Here is a 17734-nt window from a genome sequence, read left to right on the forward strand (position 1 = left end):
AATCGTTATGAAACACGCTTCTTTGATTCTCTCCGTCGCAGTTGCGCTCTCGCTTGCCGGCTGTGCCACCCTTGAACCACGGAGCACCGAGGTCGCCCCTGCGATTCCCGCGCAGTGGCCCGTCAGCACGGTGGCCGATGCGTCGGCCACCCCGGTCGCCGATATCGGCTGGCGCGACTTCTTCGTCGACCCGCGCCTGCAGGCGGTGATTGGCCAGTCGCTGGACAACAACCGCGACCTGCGCGTGGCCGTGCTCAACGTCGAGCGCGCCCGTGCGCAGTACCGCATCCAGCGCGCCGACCGCGTGCCGGCGATCGCCGCCCAGGGCCAGATGACCCGCAGCGGCGGCGACGTGCCGGTGACCGAGCAGTTCAGCGCCAATCTGGGCGTGGTCGAGTTCGAGCTGGATCTGTTCGGCCGCGTGCGCAATCTCAGCCAAGCGGCGCTGCAGCAGTATTTCGCCGAGGCGGCCAACCGCCGCAGCGCGCAGTTGTCGCTGGTGGCCGAGGTTGCCAATGCCTGGCTGACACTCGGCGCCGATGCCGAGCAGCTACGCATCGCCCAGGCCACGCTGGCCACCTATGAAGACTCGCTGCGCCTGACCGAAGCGCGGCACCGTCTGGGCGGTGCCTCGGCGCTGGAGCTGAGCCAGACCCGCACGCTGGTGGAAACCGCCCGCACCGATGTCGCGCGCTTCGGAGGACAGGTCGCGCAGGACCGCAATGCGCTGGTGCTGCTGGCAGGCGGTCCGATCGACGAGGCACTGCTGCCGCAGGGTGAAATCACCGAGGTCGCGGCCGTGCAGCCGCTGCCGGCCGGCGTACCGGGTGATGTGCTGCTGCGGCGCCCGGATGTGATGGCCGCCGAGCACACGTTGATGTCGGCCAATGCCAACATCGGCGCGGCGCGCGCGGCGTTCTTCCCGTCGATCAGCCTGACCGGCAGTGTCGGTTCAGCCTCGTCGGAACTGTCCGGCCTGTTCGACAGTGGTACGCGTGTGTGGAGCTTCATTCCGAAGCTGAACCTGCCGATCTTCCAGGGGGGCAAGCTGCGCGCGAACCTGGGCATGGCCACTGCCGATCGCGATATCGCGTTGGCGCAGTATGAAAAGGCCATCCAGTCCGGCTTCCGCGAGGCAGCCGACGGACTGGCGTTGAACCGCAGCCTGGCCGAGCAGCTGCAGTCCCAGCAGGCACTGGTGGCAGCGGCCGATCAGGCGCAGCAGCTGTCGCAGGCCCGCTACGATGCCGGCCTGGACAGCTTCCTGACCCTGCTCGATGCGCGCCGCACCGCCTACAGTGCGCGCCAGTCGCTGGTCACCACGCAGCTGGCGCAGCAGTCCAATCAGGTGGCGCTGTACAAGGTGCTGGGCGGCGGCTGGCACGAGCGCGGCTGAGCACGCCGGTACGACGGGGCGGTTACACCGCCTCGTCGTCCCGCCGCATCGGATGGCCGGATGCGCGCACGCGCTCCAGCGCATCGCCGGCTTCGCGCGCCATGCGCTCGTATTCGCGGCGGATCTCTTCCAGCCGTTCCTCGTCCAGTTCTTCCAGATCGAGAAGTTCGTTGTTCGCCTCGGCGTTGGCGCGGATCAGCTCATCGAGCTTGATCTGGATCGCGGCGGTGTCCGCGTTCTGGCTGTGCTGGATCAGGAACACCATCAGGAAGGTGATGATCGTGGTGCCGGTGTTGATCACCAGCTGCCAGGTGTCGTTGAACTTGAAGATCGGGCCGCTGGCGCCCCAGATCACCACAATGGCCAGCGCGCCGAGGAACGTCCACGGCGTTCCTGCGGCATAGGCCGCCTTTTTGGCGACCAGGTTGAACACGCGTCGGAGTGTCATGCGGCACGGCAGGGTGGTTGCGGTGCCCCATCATGGCCAGGCGCGCTGTGCAGGCGGCGTGCAGCGCACGCGACGTGTTCGCGCGACGTGGATCAGGCGCGCGCGCCCAGGCGCGGTCGCGAGGCCAGGTCCTGGCGACCTGCACGGTAGACGTGTTCCCAGCACTGCTCGACGAAGTCGCGGGCCTGGTCTTCGCTAAGGCGCGGCATGATCTGCAGTGCGTAGTGGGTCTGGAAGGATTCGTCGCGCTGTTCGTCGCTGGCCCGGGGCTGGGTGATCAACGAATCGCAGGCGAATTTGATCCACGGTACGTAGTGCCCGAAGGAACCGGAGCCCAGCGTGCCGTCGGCGTGGCGCTGACGCCAATGGCCGACTTCGGCGTCGACGTCGATCACGGCGGGGATGGAAAGCGAGGCGGATGACATGGTTGCGTCGATATGGAAGGAGGGAGTCAAGAGTGCGTAATACCGGGTGCATGCGACGTCATGGCGATGTCGAGCCGGTGTGGCGGCCATCGCTGAAAGATTCAGGGCACGCGCTGCCGAGCAGTTGCGCGTGGGCAACGACGCCAAGGCGCTCGGCCAGCGTGGCGAGCTGGTTGCATACGTCGATGCAGCGCTTGGGGTGGGAAAGCATCAGCTCGTTCTGGATGGCCTGGTAGGCACTCCAGAAGGGCGCGGAGTTGCGGTGGCGGGTGTAGGACGCCTGCAGTTGTTCCCAGGCGAGTGTCATGTCCGGTTCGACGGCGGCGGTGCGGGATATTCGGGCGTTCATGGCGTCTCCTCGACGATGCAGCCCCCTGTGCATCCACCATAGGCGGTCAACGATGCCCATTTGTTACTGCCGCGTGTTCAGGGGGTGCGGCACATGTGCGCACCGTGTCGCGTTCTGCCGCGCAGACGCTGCTGGCACAACGCGTTTGCCCCGCCGCCGGCAACTGAAGCGTTCATAACGCCGTTCCGCGGCGGGGCGCCGACGGAGCACGGGCGCGCCCGAATGCCGCAGCGCGCCGTGGATCGGACGCTGTTACTCGCCGATGTCTTCGTTCCAGACCTCGGGATGGGCCGAGATGAATCCGCCGAGCAGGTCGATGCAGGTCTGGCTCTGCATGTCGATCACCTTCACGCCATTCTCGCGCAGCCACTCGATGCCGCCCTGGAAGGTGACCGATTCGCCCACCACCACGGTGCCGATGTTGAACTGGCGCACCAGGCCGCTGCAGTACCAGCAGGGGGCCAGGGTGGTGACCATGATGGTGTCCTGGTAGCGGCGCTGGCGGCCGGCCTTGCGGAACGCGTCGGTTTCGCCGTGAACCGAGGGGTCGCCTTCCTGCACCCGTCGGTTGTGGCCGCAGCCGAGCAGGCGGCCGTCGTTGTGGTACAGGGCCGCGCCGATCGGGATGCCGCCTTCGGCCAGGCCCTGGCGGGCTTCGGCGATGGCGGTTTCGAGCAGGGCGGCGTAGTCGGGGGTGGTGATCATGGTCGGTCCGGTAAACAGGAGTGGCCATGATAGGCGGTGGGTGCCGCAGCGTGGCCAGCGGTGCGATAATCGGGGCCATGAGCGAATCCCCCTACAAGACCGGTACCACCCATTTCGGCTTCCGCGATGTCGCCGCCAAGGACAAGCAGAAGCTGGTGGGCGAAGTGTTCACCTCGGTCGCGCGCAGCTACGACCTGATGAACGACCTGATGAGCCTGGGCATCCACCGGGCCTGGAAGCGCTACTACGTGGCCACCGCGCAGGTGAAACCGGGCGACCGGGTGCTCGACCTGGCCGGGGGCACCGGCGACATCGCCGCGCTGATCAAGGAGCGCGTGGGTGAGGACGGTGAAGTGGTGCTCGGCGACATCAACGCCGGCATGCTCTCGGTGGGCCGCGACCGGCTGACCAACCGGGGCCTGGTGTCGGGCCTGCAGTACGTCCAGTGCAACGCCGAGGCGCTGCCGTTCCCGGATGCCAGCTTCGATCTGGTCACCATCGCCTTCGGGCTGCGCAACGTGACCGACAAGGACGCCGGCCTGCGCGAGATGTACCGCGTGCTCAAGGTCGGCGGTCAGGCGCGGGTGCTGGAGTTCTCCGAGGTCACCGCCGACTGGTTCAAGCCGATCTACGACTTCCACTCGTTCAAGATCCTGCCCAAGCTGGGCCAGCTGTTCGCGCGCGACGGCGACAGCTACCAGTACCTGGCCGAGAGCATCCGCAAGCACCCGCCGCAGGAACAGCTCAAGACCATGATGGGCGAGGCGGGTTTCGCACGCTGCCACTACAAGAACCTGACCGGCGGCATCGTCTCGATCCACTCCGGCTACAAGGTTTGAGACCCAGTTCCGGTTCCCGCTGAGGGAGCTCGGCGACACTGCGGGCAGGCTGTCGGAGAGGGCCTGCCATGCGTCTTTACCGCGGGCTGACCCGCGTGTTCCGCCGTTCGTTCAGCGCCAAGCTGATGGCGGTGGTGTTCGTTGGCGTACACGTGCCATTGCTGGTGCTGCTGCTGTGGATGGCCGTCAGCGGCCACGACGCGCACGCCACCCTGTGGCCGGTGGTGGGGGTGGTGCTGGGCGCCACCGTGGTCGGTACGGCGATGGCGATGCTGGCGCTGTACCGGCTGATGGCGCCGCTGCGCCAGGCAGCGGACGCGCTGGAGGCCTACTACGACGAGCAGCGCCTGCCGCACCTGCCCGACCTGGGCCACGATGAGATCGGTCGCCTCCTGCGCAGCATCAACCGCAACCTGCACGGCGTCGATGCCGGCCTGCGCGATCTTCGCCGCAACGTGCTGCTGGACCCGCTGACCCTTGCCTTCAACCGCCGCGGCTGCGAGCAGGCGCTGGCCGATACGGCGCGGTTGGCGCAGTCGCGGAGGCAGCCGTTGACGCTGTTCGTGGTCGATCTGGACAACCTCAAGCCGATCAACGATGCGCACGGCCACCTGGCCGGCGACCAGGTGCTGGTGCGGCTGGTGGACTCGGCGCGGGCCTGGTTGCAGCCCGGCGAGTGGATCGGCCGCTGGGGCGGCGACGAGTTCCTGCTGGCGGTGCAGGGCCAGCACGAGGCGGCATGCGGACGGCTGCGGCAGTGGCTGGCCGGGCTGGCGGCCGAGGGCGCGGCGATGCCGCTGCGGGCCAGCGCGGGCGGAGCGGCCTACCGGCCGGGCGAGGATCTGCGCGAGCTGTACCGGCGCGCCGATGCGGCAATGTACCGGGCCAAGTGCGCAGGCGGAGCACGGCTGCTCTGCGAGGGCGACTGAATAGGGGAGGTGGGGGGTAAACTGGTGGTTTCACCCCGATCGGTCCCGTACATGCGATCTCCGTTCCTGCTGATTCCCCTGGCCGTCGCGCTCGCCGCCGGCTGTTCCAAAGAGCCTGCCGCGCCCACCGCCGACCCCGCCGCCCAGACGCCGAGCGCCACCGCCGTGAAAGCCGACAACCGCAGCCACGACGAAAGCTCCTACGCCGAGCCGGACAAGGTCGTCATCAAGGACCTGGCGCTGGATCTGAAGCTGGATTTCGACAGCAGGCAGATTGGCGGCACCGCCACCTACACCTTGGAGTGGAAAGACAAGGCGGCCAAGCAGCTGGTGCTGGATACCCGCGAGCTGACCGTGGAAAAGGTCGAGGCGCTGGGTGCCGACGGCAAGGCGTCGCCGCTGGCCTTCGTGCTGGCGCCGGCAGACAAGGTGTTCGGCAGCAAGCTGAGCATCGAGGCGCCGGAGCAGCCGGCCAAGGTGCAGATCACCTACCACACCGCGCCGACCGCCTCGGGCCTGCAGTGGTTGGAGCCGTCGATGACCGAGGGCAAGCAGCTGCCCTTCATGTTCAGCCAGTCGCAGGCCATCCACGCGCGTTCGTGGGTGCCGCTGCAGGACACCCCGAGCGTGCGTTTCACCTACACCGCGCACGTGGTGTCGCGCCCGGACGTGATGGTGCTGATGAGCGCCGACAACGATCCCAAGGCCGCGCGTGACGGTGACTACACCTTCAAGATGCCGCAGCCGATCCCGTCCTACCTGCTGGCCATCGCCGCCGGTGACCTGGTGTTCGAGCCGATTTCCGGCCGCTCCGGCGTCTGGGCCGAACCGACGATGGTCGGCAAGGCGGTCAAGGAGTTCGAGGACACCGAGAAGATGATCGGTGCCGCCGAGAAGCTGTACGGCGAGTACCGTTGGGGCCGCTACGACATGCTCGTGCTGCCGCCGTCGTTCCCGTTCGGCGGCATGGAGAACCCGCGTCTGACCTTCGCCACCCCGACGGTGATCGTGGGCGACAAGTCGCTGGTGTCGCTGGTGGCCCATGAGCTGGCGCACAGCTGGTCCGGCAACCTGGTGACCAATGCGAGCTGGAAGGACATCTGGCTCAATGAAGGTTTCACCACCTACGTGCAGGGCCGCATCACCGAAGCGCTGTATGGCCAGGAAATGGCCGAAATGGAGCGTGAGATCGACCAGAACGACCTGCTCGCCGAGGTCAAGGACATGAGTCCGGCCGACCAGGCGCTGGCGCTGCCGCCGCTGACCGAACGCGATCCGGACGAAGCGCTGAGCAACGTGGCCTACGTCAAGGGCTCGTGGTTCCTGCAGTTCCTGGAGCAGCGCTTCGGCCGCGAAACCTTCGATCCGTTCCTGCGTGGCTGGTTCGATGACCATGCCTTCCAGAGTGCGAACACGGACCAGTTCGTTGCGTACCTGAAGAAGAACCTGCTGCCGAAGAAGCCGGGCGCCGTCACCGACGCCGAACTGAAGGCGTGGCTGGACGAGCCGGGCATCCCGTCGTTCGCGACCAAGGCCCGCTCGCGCAACTTCTCCATCGTCGACACCGCGCGCATTGCCTGGGATGGCAGTGGCACGCTGCCGACCCAGCAGATCACCGGCGAGTGGGGTACCCAGGAATGGGTCCACTTCATCGACGGCCTGGGCAAGACCCTGCCGGTGGAAAAGCTGGCCGCGCTGGACAAGGCCTACCACTTCACCGGCACGGCCAATGGCGAAATCGCCATGCGCTGGTACCCGCTGGCGATCCGCAGCGGGTATGCCGAGGCCAATGAGGCCGCCGCAGCGTTCATCGAGCGCGTCGGCCGTCGCAAGCTGATCCTGCCGATCTACGCCGAACTGGTGAAGACCCCCGAAGGCCTGGTGCTGGCCAAGGCCGCCTTCGAGAAGGCCAAGCCGGGCTACCACCCGATCACCACCGCCTCGGTGCAGGACATGCTGGACAAGGCAGGCAAGTAATCCCGATGGCCGGCCGGCGAGGTCGGCCCATCGGCGTCACGCGATGCAACGCCTGAAAACGACGGGGAAACCCGTCGTTTTCGTTTGTTCGGCAGCGGTGGGCGCAACCTCGGTAAACTCGGGGAAAACTCCCGAACCGGACGTCTGCAATGAAACGACTGATCCTCATCGCGGCCTGCACGCTGGCCCTGGCTGCCTGCAGCAATCCCGAAGAAGAGCGCAAGGCACAGGCCGCCGCCGCTGCCGCTGCCAAGGCGCAGCAGGAAGCGAAGGCCGAAGGCGTGGCCAAGCAGTACGACATGGCGGTGGCCGCGCAGGACTGGGAGCGGGCACGCATCCACGGCGGATCGCTGCTGGACCAGTACAAGGACACCGACGTGGCGGCACGGATCGAACCGGGCTATGCCGAGGTGAAGGCCAAGGCCGAGGCCGCGCGCGAGCTGCGCCGCATGCAGGCCCTGTGGCAGTACAACCAGATTCCGGTGGGCAAGGGCACGCAGTTCTCGGCGCAGATCTACAGCAAGGAGCGCGTGGACGTGGACGGCAGCGGCGCCAAGACGGTGCAGCTGGTGTTCCGCGACCACCCCAAGTGGGAACGGCATGCCTACCTGGTGCTGCAGGCCGGCGACTTCCGCTGCCCGCAATGCAAGGTGCAGGTCAGCGTGGACGGCGGCAAGCCGATCGCGATGGCGGCCTGGCGCCCGCGGACCGACGAGGCCATTGCGATGTTCATCACCGATCAGAAGGCGCTGTGGAAGCTGGCGCGCAAGGCCAAGGTGATCAGCATCGAGTTCCCGGTCAAGGCCGGCGGCACCCGCACGGCGGTGTTCGAAACCGGCGGGCTGGATACCGCCCGCATGCCCAAATGGTGGGAGTGACCGTGGGCGATGCCACGCGGCCGGTAGCGGCGTCCCTGTCGGCGATCCGCCATTGGGTGTTCGATATGGACGGCACTCTGACCGTGGCGATGCACGACTTCGACCGGATCAAGCGCGCGCTGGGCATTCCGATCGAGGAGGACATACTGGTCCACCTGGCCGGGCTGCCGGCCGAGCAGGCCACCGCCCGGCATGCCTGGCTGCTGGAGCACGAGCGGGCGCTGGCCGAGGTCGCGCAGCCCGCCCCGGGCGCGGTGGCACTGGTGCGTGCGCTGCAGTCACAGGGCTGCCGGCTCGGCATCCTGACCCGCAATGCGCGCGCGCTGGCCGAGGTGACGCTGCAGGCGATCGGGCTGGGCGACGCGTTCGGTGTGGACGACATCATCGGCCGCGACGAGGCCGAGCCGAAGCCGTCGCCGGCCGGACTGCTGCACTTCGTGCGGCGGTGGCAGGTGGACCCCGCGCAGGTGGTGATGGTGGGTGACTACCGCTTCGACCTCGAATGCGGTCGCGCGGCGGGCACCCGCACCCTGCTGGTCAATGCCCCCGACAACCCGTGGCCAGGCATGGCCTGCTGGCACCTGGCCGATTGCCGCCAGGTACTGGAAACCTGGCAACGCCCGTAGAGCCGGGGTCTACCCGGCTGCCGTCGGTACGATGGCCGCTCCACCCGGTGCCGCGCAGCGCACGGCCATCGGGCGGATGCGGCGTCTGCCGTTACGCGTTCAGGGCGTAACCGAACTGCTGCTTGAACTGCTCGTTGAACTCATCGAAGGTGAAACGCTGGTTCTGCGTGCCCGGGTGTTCGACCTTCAGCGCGCCCATCAGGTTGCCCATGCGGCCGATGGTCAGCCAGTCGTAGCCCTTCTCGATGCCGTAGATCAGGCCGGCGCGGAAGGCGTCGCCACAACCGGTCGGGTCGACCACGCGGCGCTCGTGCGCCGGCGGGATGTCGTAGGTCTTCTCCGGGGTGTGGATGACCGCACCCTTCGGGCCGCGGGTGGTGATGTAGGCCTTGACCCGGCTCACGATCTGCTTTTCATCCCAGCCGGTGCGCTCCTGCAGCAGGTTGGACTCGTAGTCGTTGACCACCACGTAGTCGGCCTGCTCGATGAACGTGCGCAGTTCCGGGCCGTTGAACAGCGGCATGGCCTGGCCCGGGTCGAAGATGAACGGAACGCCACCGTCGAAGAATTCCTGCGAGTTCTGGATCATGCCTTCGCGGCCGTCCGGGCCGACCAGGCCCAGGGTCACGCCCGGCACGTCCTTCACGTGGTTCTCGTAGGACCGCATCATCGCGCCCGGGTGGAAGGCGGTGATCTGGTTGTTGTCGTGGTCGGTGGTGATGAACGCCTGCGGGGTGAACAGCTCGTCGATCACCTTGACCCGGCTCAGGTCGATGCCCAAGCCTTGGAAATATTCGCGGTAGGGGCCGAAGTCCGAGCCCACGGTGCCCATCGGGATCGGCTCGCCGCCCAGCAGGTGCAGGTTGTAGGCGATGTTGCCGGCGCAGCCGCCGAACTCGCGGCGCATGCGCGGGACCAGGAACGACACGTTCAGGATGTGGACCTTGTCCGGCAGGATGTGATTCTTGAACTGGTCCGGGAACACCATGATGGTGTCGAAGGCAAGAGAACCACAGATCAAAGCGGACATCGATTAAGGCCTATGCGGAAAGGGTGTTGAGGCCCGTCGGGCGGGCAACGAAACGGCGCCCTCGGGCGCCCTGCGGCGCAAAGGTTAACGGGTGAGACGCCACAGGGCCAGAACCCGGGCTGTCCGGATTGGGCTGAATGGCCGTGAAGGCTGGCTTTGCACCAGATTTGTCCTTGCTCGCGCACAGGCGGATTGCTAGGCTTGTCGGCCTCGAATTCTGCCCATTTTTTCGCCATCCCGCGTTGGGCGCGACACCCCTCAGGATCAACTCCCAGATGTTCAAGAAACTGCGTGGCATGTTCTCCAATGACCTGTCCATCGACCTGGGCACGGCCAACACCCTCATTTACGTACGTGGGCAGGGGATCGTGCTGAACGAGCCGTCGGTCGTGGCCGTGCGCCAGGACCGCGCCATCGGTGGCACCCGTTCGGTTGCCGCGGTCGGCGCCGAGGCCAAGCAGATGCTGGGCCGTACCCCGGGCCATATCACCACCATCCGCCCGATGAAGGACGGCGTCATCGCCGACTTCACCTACACCGAGGCGATGCTCAAGCACTTCATCAAGAAAGTGCACAAGTCGCGCTTCCTGCGCCCGAGCCCGCGCGTGCTGGTCTGTGTCCCGGCCGGTTCGACCCAGGTCGAGCGCCGCGCGATCAAGGAATCGGCTGAAGAGGCCGGGGCGCGCGACGTGTTCCTGATCGAGGAGCCGATGGCCGCCGCGATCGGTGCCGGCATGCCGGTGACCGAGGCGCGCGGTTCGATGGTCATCGACATCGGCGGCGGCACCACCGAGGTGGCCGTGATCTCGCTGAACGGCATCGTCTATTCGGCGTCGGTGCGCATCGGCGGCGACCGTTTCGACGAGTCGATCACCAACTACGTGCGCCGCAACCACGGCATGCTGATCGGTGAAGCCACCGCCGAGCGCATCAAGGTCGAGCTGGGCTGCGCCTACCCGCAGGCCGAAGTGATCGAAATGGAGATCTCCGGGCGCAACCTCGCCGAGGGTGTGCCGAAGATGATCAAGATCAGCTCCAACGAGGTGCTCGAAGCCCTGCACGAGCCGCTCTCGGGCATCGTCAGCGCGGTCAAGCTGGCGCTGGAGCAGACCCCGCCGGAACTGTGCGCCGACGTCGCCGAGCGCGGCATCGTGCTGACCGGTGGTGGCGCCCTGCTGCGCGACCTGGACCGTCTGATCTCCGAGGAAACCGGCCTGCACGTGCAGGTGGCCGACGACCCGCTGACCTGCGTGGCCCGGGGGGGCGGCCGTGCGCTGGAGCTGGTGGACATGCACGGCAACGAGTTCTTTGCGCCGGAGTAAGCCGTACCGGCCCTGTTCCAAGGACGCGCCCCTGCGGCGTGATGCCGGTGGCGTGCGCGCCACGCCGGGCATCGCAGCGCTGGGGCGTTGTCGCATCCCCAACACCTTTTCCAGTCGAAGCCTGTCGTGCCGCCCTATGCCGGTCCTCCCGTAGCCTCCCGCCAGGGTGATGCCAGCAGCCCCCTGCGGCTGCTCGCCTACCTGGCCCTGGCCATTGTCCTGATCGTGCTCGACGACCAGGCCGGCTGGCTGGCGCGCCTGCGCGCGCAGGCCAATGTGCTGGTGCAGCCGGTGTGGGCCCTGGCCGGATTGCCGGGCAGGCTTGGCACCCAGGTCAAGGACAACGCGGCCAGCCACAGCCAACTGGTGGCCGAGAACCGCGAACTGCGCAACCAGCTGCTGATCGCCAATGCGCGCCTGACCCGCCTGCAGACCGCCGCGCTGGACAACGCCCAGCTGCGCGAGCTGCTGAACGTGGCCGAGCGAAGCGGCCTGGACGTGCAGCTGGCGCCGATTCTGGACATCGACCTGGATCCGGTGCGCCAGCGCCTGGTGCTGGCCGCAGGCACCCGCGACGGGGTGCACGTGGGCCAGGCGGTGATCGACGCGGGGGGCCTGATGGGACAGGTGATCGCCACCACCGGCAACAGCGCCACGGTGCTGCTGCTGACCGACCCTGACCACGCCGTGCCGGTCACCGTCGCGCGCAATGGCGTGCGCCTGATCGTCTACGGGCGTGGCGACACGCTGGAACTGCGCGACATCCCGCTCAGCGCCGGTGTCGAAGTAGGCGACGAGATCGTCACCTCGGGCCTCGGCGGTCGGTTCCCGGCCGGTTTCCCGGTGGGCAGCATTACCGCGCTGCGCCCGGACGACACCCATGCCTTCCTGGTCGGCGAACTCAAACCGGCCGCCCAGCTCGACCGTGGCCGCGACGTGCTGCTGCTCAGGCCCGGTGCTGCCATCCACGTTCCGCCGAACCTGCCGCTCTCCGAAGCCGCCGGCGGCCCGGCGGCCGCACCGGCCACCCTCCCGGCCTCGGCCCCGCCGGCCGCCACCCCGGCCGTGCCGGCCGCTGGCCGGCAACCGCAGCCCTCTGTCCCAGCCCCGGCCCCGGCCCCGGCATCGCCGGCCGTCGCGCCCCGCGAAACGGACGCAACGCCGCCGGAGGAACAGCGATGAGCCGCCTGCGCGACAAACCCTGGGTGCTGCCGGTCAGCCTGGTGCTGGCCCTGCTGCTGGGCCTGCTGCCGCTGCCGGCGCTGCTGCAGCCGCTGCGGCCCTACTGGCTGGCGCTGGTGCTCGCCTACTGGGTGATCGAGGCGCCCGACCGGGTCGGCCTGGGTATCGCGTTCGCCAGTGGCGTGGTGGCCGACCTGCTGTACGGCGGGGTGCTGGGCGAGCAGTCGCTGCGCCTGGTCATGCTGACCTTCATCCTGCAGCGCTTCCGCGCGCGGATCCGTTTCTTCCCGATGTCCCAGCAGATGCTGGCCATCGGCGGGCTGCTGTTCAACGACCGCATCGTCAGCGCGGTCGTGCACATCGTGGTGGGCGAGCCGACCCTGCCGTGGTCGTACTGGTGGGCGCCGCTGCTGGGCATGGGGCTGTGGCCGCTGGTGTTCGTGCTGCTGGACGCCGTGCGTTTCGGACGTCGCGGGCGCTGACATGCACATGCGTCGCCAGGCCAAGAACCCCCATGCCGAGGCCGAGCAGTTCCGGCGCCGCGCCGCGCTGGGCTTCCTCGGCGTGCTGGTGTGCCTGATCGGGCTGGGGGCCTGGTACTTCAAGCTCCAGGTGCTCGACCACGACATCTACGCCACGCGCTCGGAAGCCAACCGGATCAAGCCACGTCCGGTGGTGCCGGGGCGCGGAATGATCTACGACCGCAATGGCCGGCTGCTGGCCGAGAACGTGCCTGCGTTCCGGCTCGACATCACCCCGGACAAGGTCAAGGACATGGACGCCACCCTGGCCGGGCTGGCGACGATCCTGGACCTGAGCCCGGAAGACATCGAGACCTTCAACAAGTCGCGCAAGGCGCGCCGCAGCTTCCTGCCGGTGACGCTGAAGCTGCGTGTCACCGACGAGGAGATGGCGCGCTTCGCGGTGGACCGCTGGCGGTTCCCGGGGGTGGAGCTGGAGCCGTACCTGACCCGGCGCTATCCCTACGGTGACCTGTTCGCGCACATCATCGGCTACGTCGGCCGCGTGGACGACAAGGATCTGGAAATGCTGGGCGAGGGCAACGCCGCGCTGACCCACATCGGCAAGTCCGGGCTGGAGCGCTATTACGAGGCGCAGCTGCGCGGCAAGGTGGGCTACGAGCAGGTCGAAACCAACGTGCAGGGTCGTGCGATCCGCACCATCGGCCGGGTCGCCGCCCAGTCCGGCAGCGACCTGCGACTGTCGATCGACGCCGATCTGCAGCGCGCGATGGTGGCCGCCTTCGGCGACTTCGAAGGCGCAGCGGTGGCAATGGACCCGCGGACCGGTGAAGTCCTGGCGATGGTCAGCCTGCCGTCCTACGACCCCAACCTGTTCGTCAACGGCATCTCCCATGCCGACTTCAAAGCGCTCAACGACAACCCCTCGCGGCCGCAGTTCAACCGTCTGGTGCTGGGTGGCGTGGCGCCGGGTTCGACCATCAAGCCGCTGATCGGTTTGGCCGGCCTGGACAGCGGCGTGCGCAAGCCCGAGGACAAGATCCTCTCCACCGGCATGTTCTACCTGCCCGGCACCTCGCGCGGCTGGGGCGACGCCAACCGTGGCGGGCATGGCTGGACCGACCTGCGCAAGTCGATCACCCAGTCGGTCAACACGTACTACTACAGGCTGGCGCTGGACATGGGCATCGAGCGCTTCGACCAGTACATGGGCTACTACGGCTTCGGTGCGCCCACCGGTATCGACCTGACCGGCGAGATCGGCGGCATCCTGCCGTCGCCGCAGAACAAGTACAAGGCGCGCAAGGAGCGCTGGTACCCGGGCGACACGGTCAACGTCAGCATCGGACAGGGCGACTGGAAGGTCACCCCGCTGCAGCTGGTGCATGGGGTGGGGGGCATCGGCAACGGCCAGCTGCGCACGCCGCACCTGGTGATGCAGGAGCGCGCCGGATTCGACGCCGAGTGGACCGCCGTGGAAGCCGGTCCGACCAAGCCGATCAGCCCCAACGCCAGCAACCTGCAGGCAGTGCGCGAAGGCATGATGGGCACCATGCGCCCAGGCGGCAGCGGTGCGCGCGCGGCGGCCGGCGCGCCGTACACCATCGCCGGCAAGACCGGTACCGCGCAGGTGATCAGCCGCCGCGGTACCGCCGCCGTCAATCCCAAGAGCCTGCCGCTGCACCTGCGCCACCGCTCTCTGTTCGTCGGCTTCGCGCCGGCGGAAAACCCGGTGATCGCGCTGGCGATCGCGGTCGAAGGCGGCGGCTACGGCGGCTCGGCGGCCGCGCCGATCGCCCGCAAGCTGTTCGACGCCTGGCTGCTCGGCAAGATGCCCGACGGCCTGGAGCCGCTGGACAGCGAGCGCGGCACCACCGCGATCGGCATCACCGCCGTTGACGGCGGCGATGTCAACGTGCGCCAGGCCGGCGACGCGGCGGCGGCCGCGCTGGCGCTGCTGCCGGTGCAGGTGGGGGTGCCTGCCGCGCCCGAGCCTGCGCCGCTGCCCACGCCGCTGCCGGGTGCACCGCTTCCGCCTGCGGCCGCCCCGCCCACCGCGCCGGAGCGCAGCCGATGAACGTGTTCCTGCGCTGGGCCACCGACATGGCGGCGCGCTTTGTCAGCACCCTGGACTGGGTGCTGTGCCTGGCCTTGGGCGCGCTGATGCTGATCGGCCTGGCGGTGCTCAAGAGTGCCGGCGGCGATGGGCTGGTGTTCGCGCAGGGCGCGCGCTTCGTGGTGGGTCTGGCGGCGATGTGGGCGATCTCGCGGGTGCCGATCCTGCGCATCCGCTCGGCCACGCCGCTGATCTATGCCGTGTCGATGATCCCGCTGCTGGCGGTGTTCGTGCTCGGCACCGGCAAGTACGGTCGCCAGTGGCTCGACCTGAAACTGTTCTACCTGCAGCCGGCCGAACTGCTCAAGGTCAGCCTGCCGATGATGGTGGCCTGGTACCTGCACAAGATGCCGCTGCCGCCGCGTTTCTCCACGGTGATGGTCAGCGCGGTCATCATCGGCGTGCCCACCGGGCTGGTGATGCTGCAGCCGGACTTCGGTACCGGCGTGCTGATCGCCGCCAGCGGCGCGTTCGTGCTGCTGCTGGCCGGGCTGCCGTGGTGGTGGGTGGGCGTAGCCGTCGGCGGCGTTGCCGCTGCCGCGCCGGTGGCCTGGATCTGGCTGCTGCGGCCGTATCAGAAGGACCGCATCATGATGTTCCTGGACCCGGAGATGGACGCGCTCGGCGCGGGCTGGAACATCATCCAGTCCAAGATCGCGATCGGCTCGGGGGGCTTCGATGGCAAAGGCTGGGGGCAGGGGTCGCAGTCGCACCTGAACTTCATTCCCGAGCAGACGACCGACTTCGCCTTCTCCGTGCTCAGCGAAGAATTCGGCTGGATCGGCGTGGCCGTCGTGCTGGCGCTCTACCTGGTGGTGATCGGGCGCTGCCTGTGGATCGCCAGCCAGTCACGCGACTCCTATTCGCGGCTGCTGGCCGGTGCCACCGGCCTGGCGTTCTTTGTCTACGTGCTGGTCAACGGCGGGATGATCTCCGGCCTGCTGCCCGTGGTCGGCGTACCGATGCCGCTGATCAGCTACGGCGGCACCTCGGCGGTATCGCTGCTGGCCGGCTTTGGTCTGGTGATGGCCGCGCGCACCTACAACCCGGTGCACGGCGGCTACGGCTGAGCGTGACGGCGTCCGCGCCATCGCTTCCTGTGCCCGCCACGGCCAGGGGGGGCGTCATGTGCACGTTTCACGACGAATGACGGTGGTGACGTTTTTCACCTTTCGCGTCCGCCTGGCGAACGCCCTGTTGCCCTGATCCGGCTGGAGAGCCCTGTCCTGCAATGAGCCGTTGCCGGGACACACGCAGCGGGTTGCCGCGGCTCGTATCAATCTTTCCGGCGCTGACGCCTGTGGCGGGTTGCTGCGCGGTGAACGGCTGTCGCAGGCTCCGCCACCACGAAGTCCTCCAGGATGGCGATGCGCAGGCAATGGATGGTGATGGGTGACCTGACCAGCAGCAGCGGACGGGTGATTACCGGTTCCCCGTTCACCGACATCGAGGGCCTGGCCGTCGCACGTGTGGGCGACCGCGCCACCTGCCCGCTGCACGATGGGATTTTCCCGATCGTTCAAGGCGATCCGACCCTCCTCATTGACGGGCAGCCAGTGGCGCTGCACGGTCACCGCATCGCGTGCGGATGCCAGCTCCTGTCCACCCGGCAAACGCTGGTGTATGTGGAGGACGACCTGGGCGAGTCCAGGTCGGCTGCGCCAGCGGTACCGCCAGTGGGAGCCCCGTTCGACAAGCCTGCGGTCTGTCTGCCGTGCCTGTTGGCGGCCGCCTTCAACGGTTCGCCATTGCTGGCGCGCGCATGAGCAGCCCGGCAGCGTTCGCGCTGGTGGATAGTGCGGCCGCGCCGTGGCTGATCGTATTGCCGGCAGGGAGTATCCAACGTCCTGTCCACCACTGGATGAACAGCCTGGGACAGAGTGCGGCCGGCGTCACCACGCTGACCGCGAGCGTTCCGTTCGGGGTGCTGTTCCAACATCTGCAGGCGCAGCTGGATATCGCGCTGCCCGATGGCAGCCTGGCCCTGATGCGCTTCTATGATCCCCGCGCATGGTTGCGCTACTGCGATGTCCTGACCACGCTGCAGCGGCTGACCCTGCTTGGTCCGGTACAGGAATGGCAGGTGACCGTGCGGGGCCAGTTCTGGCGCGTCAGCCGCGCCGACCTGGAGCGAACACAGGAGGCCGTCGATGCTGCAGCTGAGCGCTGAGCAGTACGCGGCGTTGTGCCTGCCCGACGCGGGCGGCTTCGCGGCGCCGCTGGCGGCAGAAACCCGGCGCGATTTCCCTGCAGAGACCGCCGGGCGCAGCGATGCGGACCTGCAGCTCGAAGTGGGCACCAGCTACCGGTACGCGGTCTCGGCGCTGCGCATCACCCACCTGCCCGTGCTGGTGCGCTGGGTGAAAGCCGATGTTGCCTGGGCGCGCGGCCTGCGCGACCAGGCGATCACCGCAGTGTGGTTCAACGAAACCGGCAGCCCCAACGCCACCGCCGCCGATCTGCTGGCATTGCTGGCGGCCGCACCGCTGGCCGGGCCGCTCTCCTGCGGTTCCACGCCTGTCGACAGGTCACCGGTTTTCGGGCGTACCTGGGCATTGGTCGGGCCGACGACACCCGTGGCGCAGGCGATGCCGGGCGACCGGCCAGCGCATGGCGAGGGACGCCAGTGGACGCATCGTCAACGAATCCCACAAAAAGTGAGAAGTGGCGCACAGATACGATGCTACTTGATCCTGATCAATGGACTTGTCGCAATCGGCCTGCACAATGGCGGCCCGCCAGCAACGACGCGTCGAGCCAAGCGATGCGCAGGGGAGTTTGGCGGGGAGCAGTTGACCTCATGGGCACATGGGGCGAGGCGCGCGCTGGGGAGATGCGCGCCGCGCCGGTGCCGACCTGGTCGGTTTGGCCGGTTGCGTCTGCGGGGATGGGGACGCAACCGGCAAGACCTTACGGCCGCCATCGGTCCAGATGAATGGGGCACCCTCGAACCGGCAATCCAGTTGACGCCGCAATTCGTTGTGATTCATGGTGTTAGGGGTTTTAATTCATCCATGACCTGCTAACCTG

At 67.9% G+C, this 17734-nt stretch carries 19 protein-coding genes; 14 read left to right on the forward strand and 5 right to left on the reverse strand.

Features of this window, described 5'->3' with window-relative positions; all coding sequences use genetic code 11:
• The first annotated feature begins 7 nt into the window (after positions 1-7).
• Positions 8-1396, forward strand: coding sequence for an efflux transporter outer membrane subunit (locus ACPEH8_RS07070; RefSeq protein ID WP_136005166.1), 1389 nt, complete (start codon positions 8-10; stop codon positions 1394-1396).
• Between the two features lie 22 nt (positions 1397-1418).
• Here ACPEH8_RS07070 and ACPEH8_RS07075 read toward each other — a convergent pair whose 3' ends face one another.
• The 4 genes from ACPEH8_RS07075 to ACPEH8_RS07090 form a co-directional block, all read right to left on the reverse strand.
• On the reverse strand, positions 1419-1844 hold the full coding sequence (locus ACPEH8_RS07075) for a low affinity iron permease family protein (protein ID WP_017356649.1): 426 nt from the start codon (positions 1842-1844) through the stop codon (positions 1419-1421).
• Between the two features lie 92 nt (positions 1845-1936).
• A complete protein-coding gene (locus tag ACPEH8_RS07080) occupies positions 1937-2269 on the reverse strand; it encodes a hypothetical protein (RefSeq protein ID WP_017356648.1) in 333 nt (110 codons plus the stop codon).
• Positions 2270-2327: 58 nt separating this feature from the next.
• Positions 2328-2618 carry a hypothetical protein gene (locus ACPEH8_RS07085; RefSeq protein ID WP_017356647.1) on the reverse strand — a complete coding sequence of 97 codons (291 nt, stop codon included), beginning with the start codon at positions 2616-2618 and terminating at the stop codon, positions 2328-2330.
• Positions 2619-2870: 252 nt separating this feature from the next.
• The gene (locus ACPEH8_RS07090) at positions 2871-3323 is read right to left on the reverse strand and encodes a nucleoside deaminase (protein WP_017356646.1); all 453 of its coding nucleotides are present in this window, start codon (positions 3321-3323) and stop codon (positions 2871-2873) included.
• A 77-nt stretch (positions 3324-3400) separates the two neighbouring features.
• Between ACPEH8_RS07090 and ubiE the strand changes: the two genes are divergently transcribed.
• The 5 genes from ubiE (at position 3401) to ACPEH8_RS07115 (ending at position 8572) form a co-directional block, all read left to right on the forward strand.
• The gene (ubiE, locus tag ACPEH8_RS07095; protein WP_017356645.1) at positions 3401-4162 is read left to right on the forward strand and encodes a bifunctional demethylmenaquinone methyltransferase/2-methoxy-6-polyprenyl-1,4-benzoquinol methylase UbiE; all 762 of its coding nucleotides are present in this window, start codon (positions 3401-3403) and stop codon (positions 4160-4162) included.
• 68 nt (positions 4163-4230) lie between these two features.
• On the forward strand, positions 4231-5091 hold the full coding sequence (locus ACPEH8_RS07100; protein ID WP_423666386.1) for a diguanylate cyclase domain-containing protein: 861 nt from the start codon (positions 4231-4233) through the stop codon (positions 5089-5091).
• Positions 5092-5142: 51 nt separating this feature from the next.
• Positions 5143-7068 (forward strand): M1 family metallopeptidase, encoded by a 1926-nt coding sequence (locus tag ACPEH8_RS07105; RefSeq protein ID WP_166473459.1) that lies wholly within the window; start codon positions 5143-5145, stop codon positions 7066-7068.
• Positions 7069-7217: 149 nt separating this feature from the next.
• Complete coding sequence (locus tag ACPEH8_RS07110) at positions 7218-7946, forward strand: hypothetical protein (protein ID WP_136005157.1); 729 nt, start codon at positions 7218-7220, stop codon at positions 7944-7946.
• Positions 7934-8572, forward strand: a complete 639-nt coding sequence (locus tag ACPEH8_RS07115) for an HAD family hydrolase (RefSeq protein WP_423666388.1) — start codon at positions 7934-7936, stop codon at positions 8570-8572. The genes ACPEH8_RS07110 and ACPEH8_RS07115 overlap by 13 nt, the downstream gene beginning before the upstream one ends.
• A gap of 91 nt (positions 8573-8663) precedes the next feature.
• Here the strand turns inward: ACPEH8_RS07115 and ACPEH8_RS07120 are convergent, their stop codons facing one another.
• Positions 8664-9602 (reverse strand): carbohydrate kinase family protein, encoded by a 939-nt coding sequence (locus ACPEH8_RS07120; protein WP_017355499.1) that lies wholly within the window; start codon positions 9600-9602, stop codon positions 8664-8666.
• Between the two features lie 275 nt (positions 9603-9877).
• On the opposite strand from ACPEH8_RS07120, the gene ACPEH8_RS07125 reads away from it, so the two are divergent.
• The 8 genes from ACPEH8_RS07125 to ACPEH8_RS07160 all read left to right on the forward strand — a co-directional run bounded on the left by ACPEH8_RS07125 (position 9878) and on the right by ACPEH8_RS07160 (position 17730).
• On the forward strand, positions 9878-10924 hold the full coding sequence (locus tag ACPEH8_RS07125; protein ID WP_017355500.1) for a rod shape-determining protein: 1047 nt from the start codon (positions 9878-9880) through the stop codon (positions 10922-10924).
• A 126-nt stretch (positions 10925-11050) separates the two neighbouring features.
• Positions 11051-12106, forward strand: coding sequence for a rod shape-determining protein MreC (mreC, locus tag ACPEH8_RS07130; RefSeq protein ID WP_423666390.1), 1056 nt, complete (start codon positions 11051-11053; stop codon positions 12104-12106).
• On the forward strand, positions 12103-12588 hold the full coding sequence (mreD, locus tag ACPEH8_RS07135) for a rod shape-determining protein MreD (RefSeq protein ID WP_136005149.1): 486 nt from the start codon (positions 12103-12105) through the stop codon (positions 12586-12588). Before mreC ends, mreD begins: the two co-directional genes overlap by 4 nt.
• A 1-nt stretch (position 12589) precedes the next feature.
• Positions 12590-14665 carry a penicillin-binding protein 2 gene (mrdA, locus tag ACPEH8_RS07140; protein ID WP_153164789.1) on the forward strand — a complete coding sequence of 692 codons (2076 nt, stop codon included), beginning with the start codon at positions 12590-12592 and terminating at the stop codon, positions 14663-14665.
• Positions 14662-15774: a rod shape-determining protein RodA gene (gene rodA / locus ACPEH8_RS07145; RefSeq protein WP_423666392.1), complete on the forward strand. Its 1113-nt coding sequence runs from the start codon at positions 14662-14664 to the stop codon at positions 15772-15774. The genes mrdA and rodA overlap by 4 nt, the downstream gene beginning before the upstream one ends.
• Positions 15775-16092: 318 nt before the next feature.
• Entirely contained in the window at positions 16093-16470 is a 378-nt protein-coding gene (locus ACPEH8_RS07150; RefSeq protein WP_423666394.1) for a PAAR domain-containing protein, read from the forward strand.
• Positions 16467-16874, forward strand: a complete 408-nt coding sequence (locus ACPEH8_RS07155; RefSeq protein ID WP_423666396.1) for a DUF4123 domain-containing protein — start codon at positions 16467-16469, stop codon at positions 16872-16874. Before ACPEH8_RS07150 ends, ACPEH8_RS07155 begins: the two co-directional genes overlap by 4 nt.
• Positions 16855-17730 (forward strand): hypothetical protein, encoded by an 876-nt coding sequence (locus ACPEH8_RS07160; protein ID WP_423666398.1) that lies wholly within the window; start codon positions 16855-16857, stop codon positions 17728-17730. Before ACPEH8_RS07155 ends, ACPEH8_RS07160 begins: the two co-directional genes overlap by 20 nt.
• The last annotated feature ends 4 nt before the right edge of the window (positions 17731-17734 follow it).

Source organism: Stenotrophomonas sp. NPDC077461, assembly GCF_049545475.1.
GTDB lineage: Bacteria > Pseudomonadota > Gammaproteobacteria > Xanthomonadales > Xanthomonadaceae > Stenotrophomonas > Stenotrophomonas nematodicola.

Coding starts and splice junctions, on each gene's coding strand:
- mreD (WP_136005149.1), top strand. CDS start 12,103: ATGAGCCGCCTGCGCGACAAACCCTGGGTGCTGCCGGTCAGCCTGGTG.
- ACPEH8_RS07080 (WP_017356648.1), bottom strand. CDS start 2,269: ATGTCATCCGCCTCGCTTTCCATCCCCGCCGTGATCGACGTCGACGCC.
- ACPEH8_RS07160 (WP_423666398.1), top strand. CDS start 16,855: ATGCTGCAGCTGAGCGCTGAGCAGTACGCGGCGTTGTGCCTGCCCGAC.
- rodA (WP_423666392.1), top strand. CDS start 14,662: ATGAACGTGTTCCTGCGCTGGGCCACCGACATGGCGGCGCGCTTTGTC.
- mrdA (WP_153164789.1), top strand. CDS start 12,590: ATGCACATGCGTCGCCAGGCCAAGAACCCCCATGCCGAGGCCGAGCAG.
- ACPEH8_RS07120 (WP_017355499.1), bottom strand. CDS start 9,602: ATGTCCGCTTTGATCTGTGGTTCTCTTGCCTTCGACACCATCATGGTG.
- ACPEH8_RS07100 (WP_423666386.1), top strand. CDS start 4,231: ATGCGTCTTTACCGCGGGCTGACCCGCGTGTTCCGCCGTTCGTTCAGC.
- ACPEH8_RS07115 (WP_423666388.1), top strand. CDS start 7,934: ATGGTGGGAGTGACCGTGGGCGATGCCACGCGGCCGGTAGCGGCGTCC.
- ACPEH8_RS07150 (WP_423666394.1), top strand. CDS start 16,093: ATGGGTGACCTGACCAGCAGCAGCGGACGGGTGATTACCGGTTCCCCG.
- ubiE (WP_017356645.1), top strand. CDS start 3,401: ATGAGCGAATCCCCCTACAAGACCGGTACCACCCATTTCGGCTTCCGC.
- ACPEH8_RS07110 (WP_136005157.1), top strand. CDS start 7,218: ATGAAACGACTGATCCTCATCGCGGCCTGCACGCTGGCCCTGGCTGCC.
- ACPEH8_RS07155 (WP_423666396.1), top strand. CDS start 16,467: ATGAGCAGCCCGGCAGCGTTCGCGCTGGTGGATAGTGCGGCCGCGCCG.
- ACPEH8_RS07085 (WP_017356647.1), bottom strand. CDS start 2,618: ATGAACGCCCGAATATCCCGCACCGCCGCCGTCGAACCGGACATGACA.
- ACPEH8_RS07070 (WP_136005166.1), top strand. CDS start 8: ATGAAACACGCTTCTTTGATTCTCTCCGTCGCAGTTGCGCTCTCGCTT.
- ACPEH8_RS07125 (WP_017355500.1), top strand. CDS start 9,878: ATGTTCAAGAAACTGCGTGGCATGTTCTCCAATGACCTGTCCATCGAC.
- ACPEH8_RS07105 (WP_166473459.1), top strand. CDS start 5,143: ATGCGATCTCCGTTCCTGCTGATTCCCCTGGCCGTCGCGCTCGCCGCC.
- ACPEH8_RS07090 (WP_017356646.1), bottom strand. CDS start 3,323: ATGATCACCACCCCCGACTACGCCGCCCTGCTCGAAACCGCCATCGCC.
- ACPEH8_RS07075 (WP_017356649.1), bottom strand. CDS start 1,844: ATGACACTCCGACGCGTGTTCAACCTGGTCGCCAAAAAGGCGGCCTAT.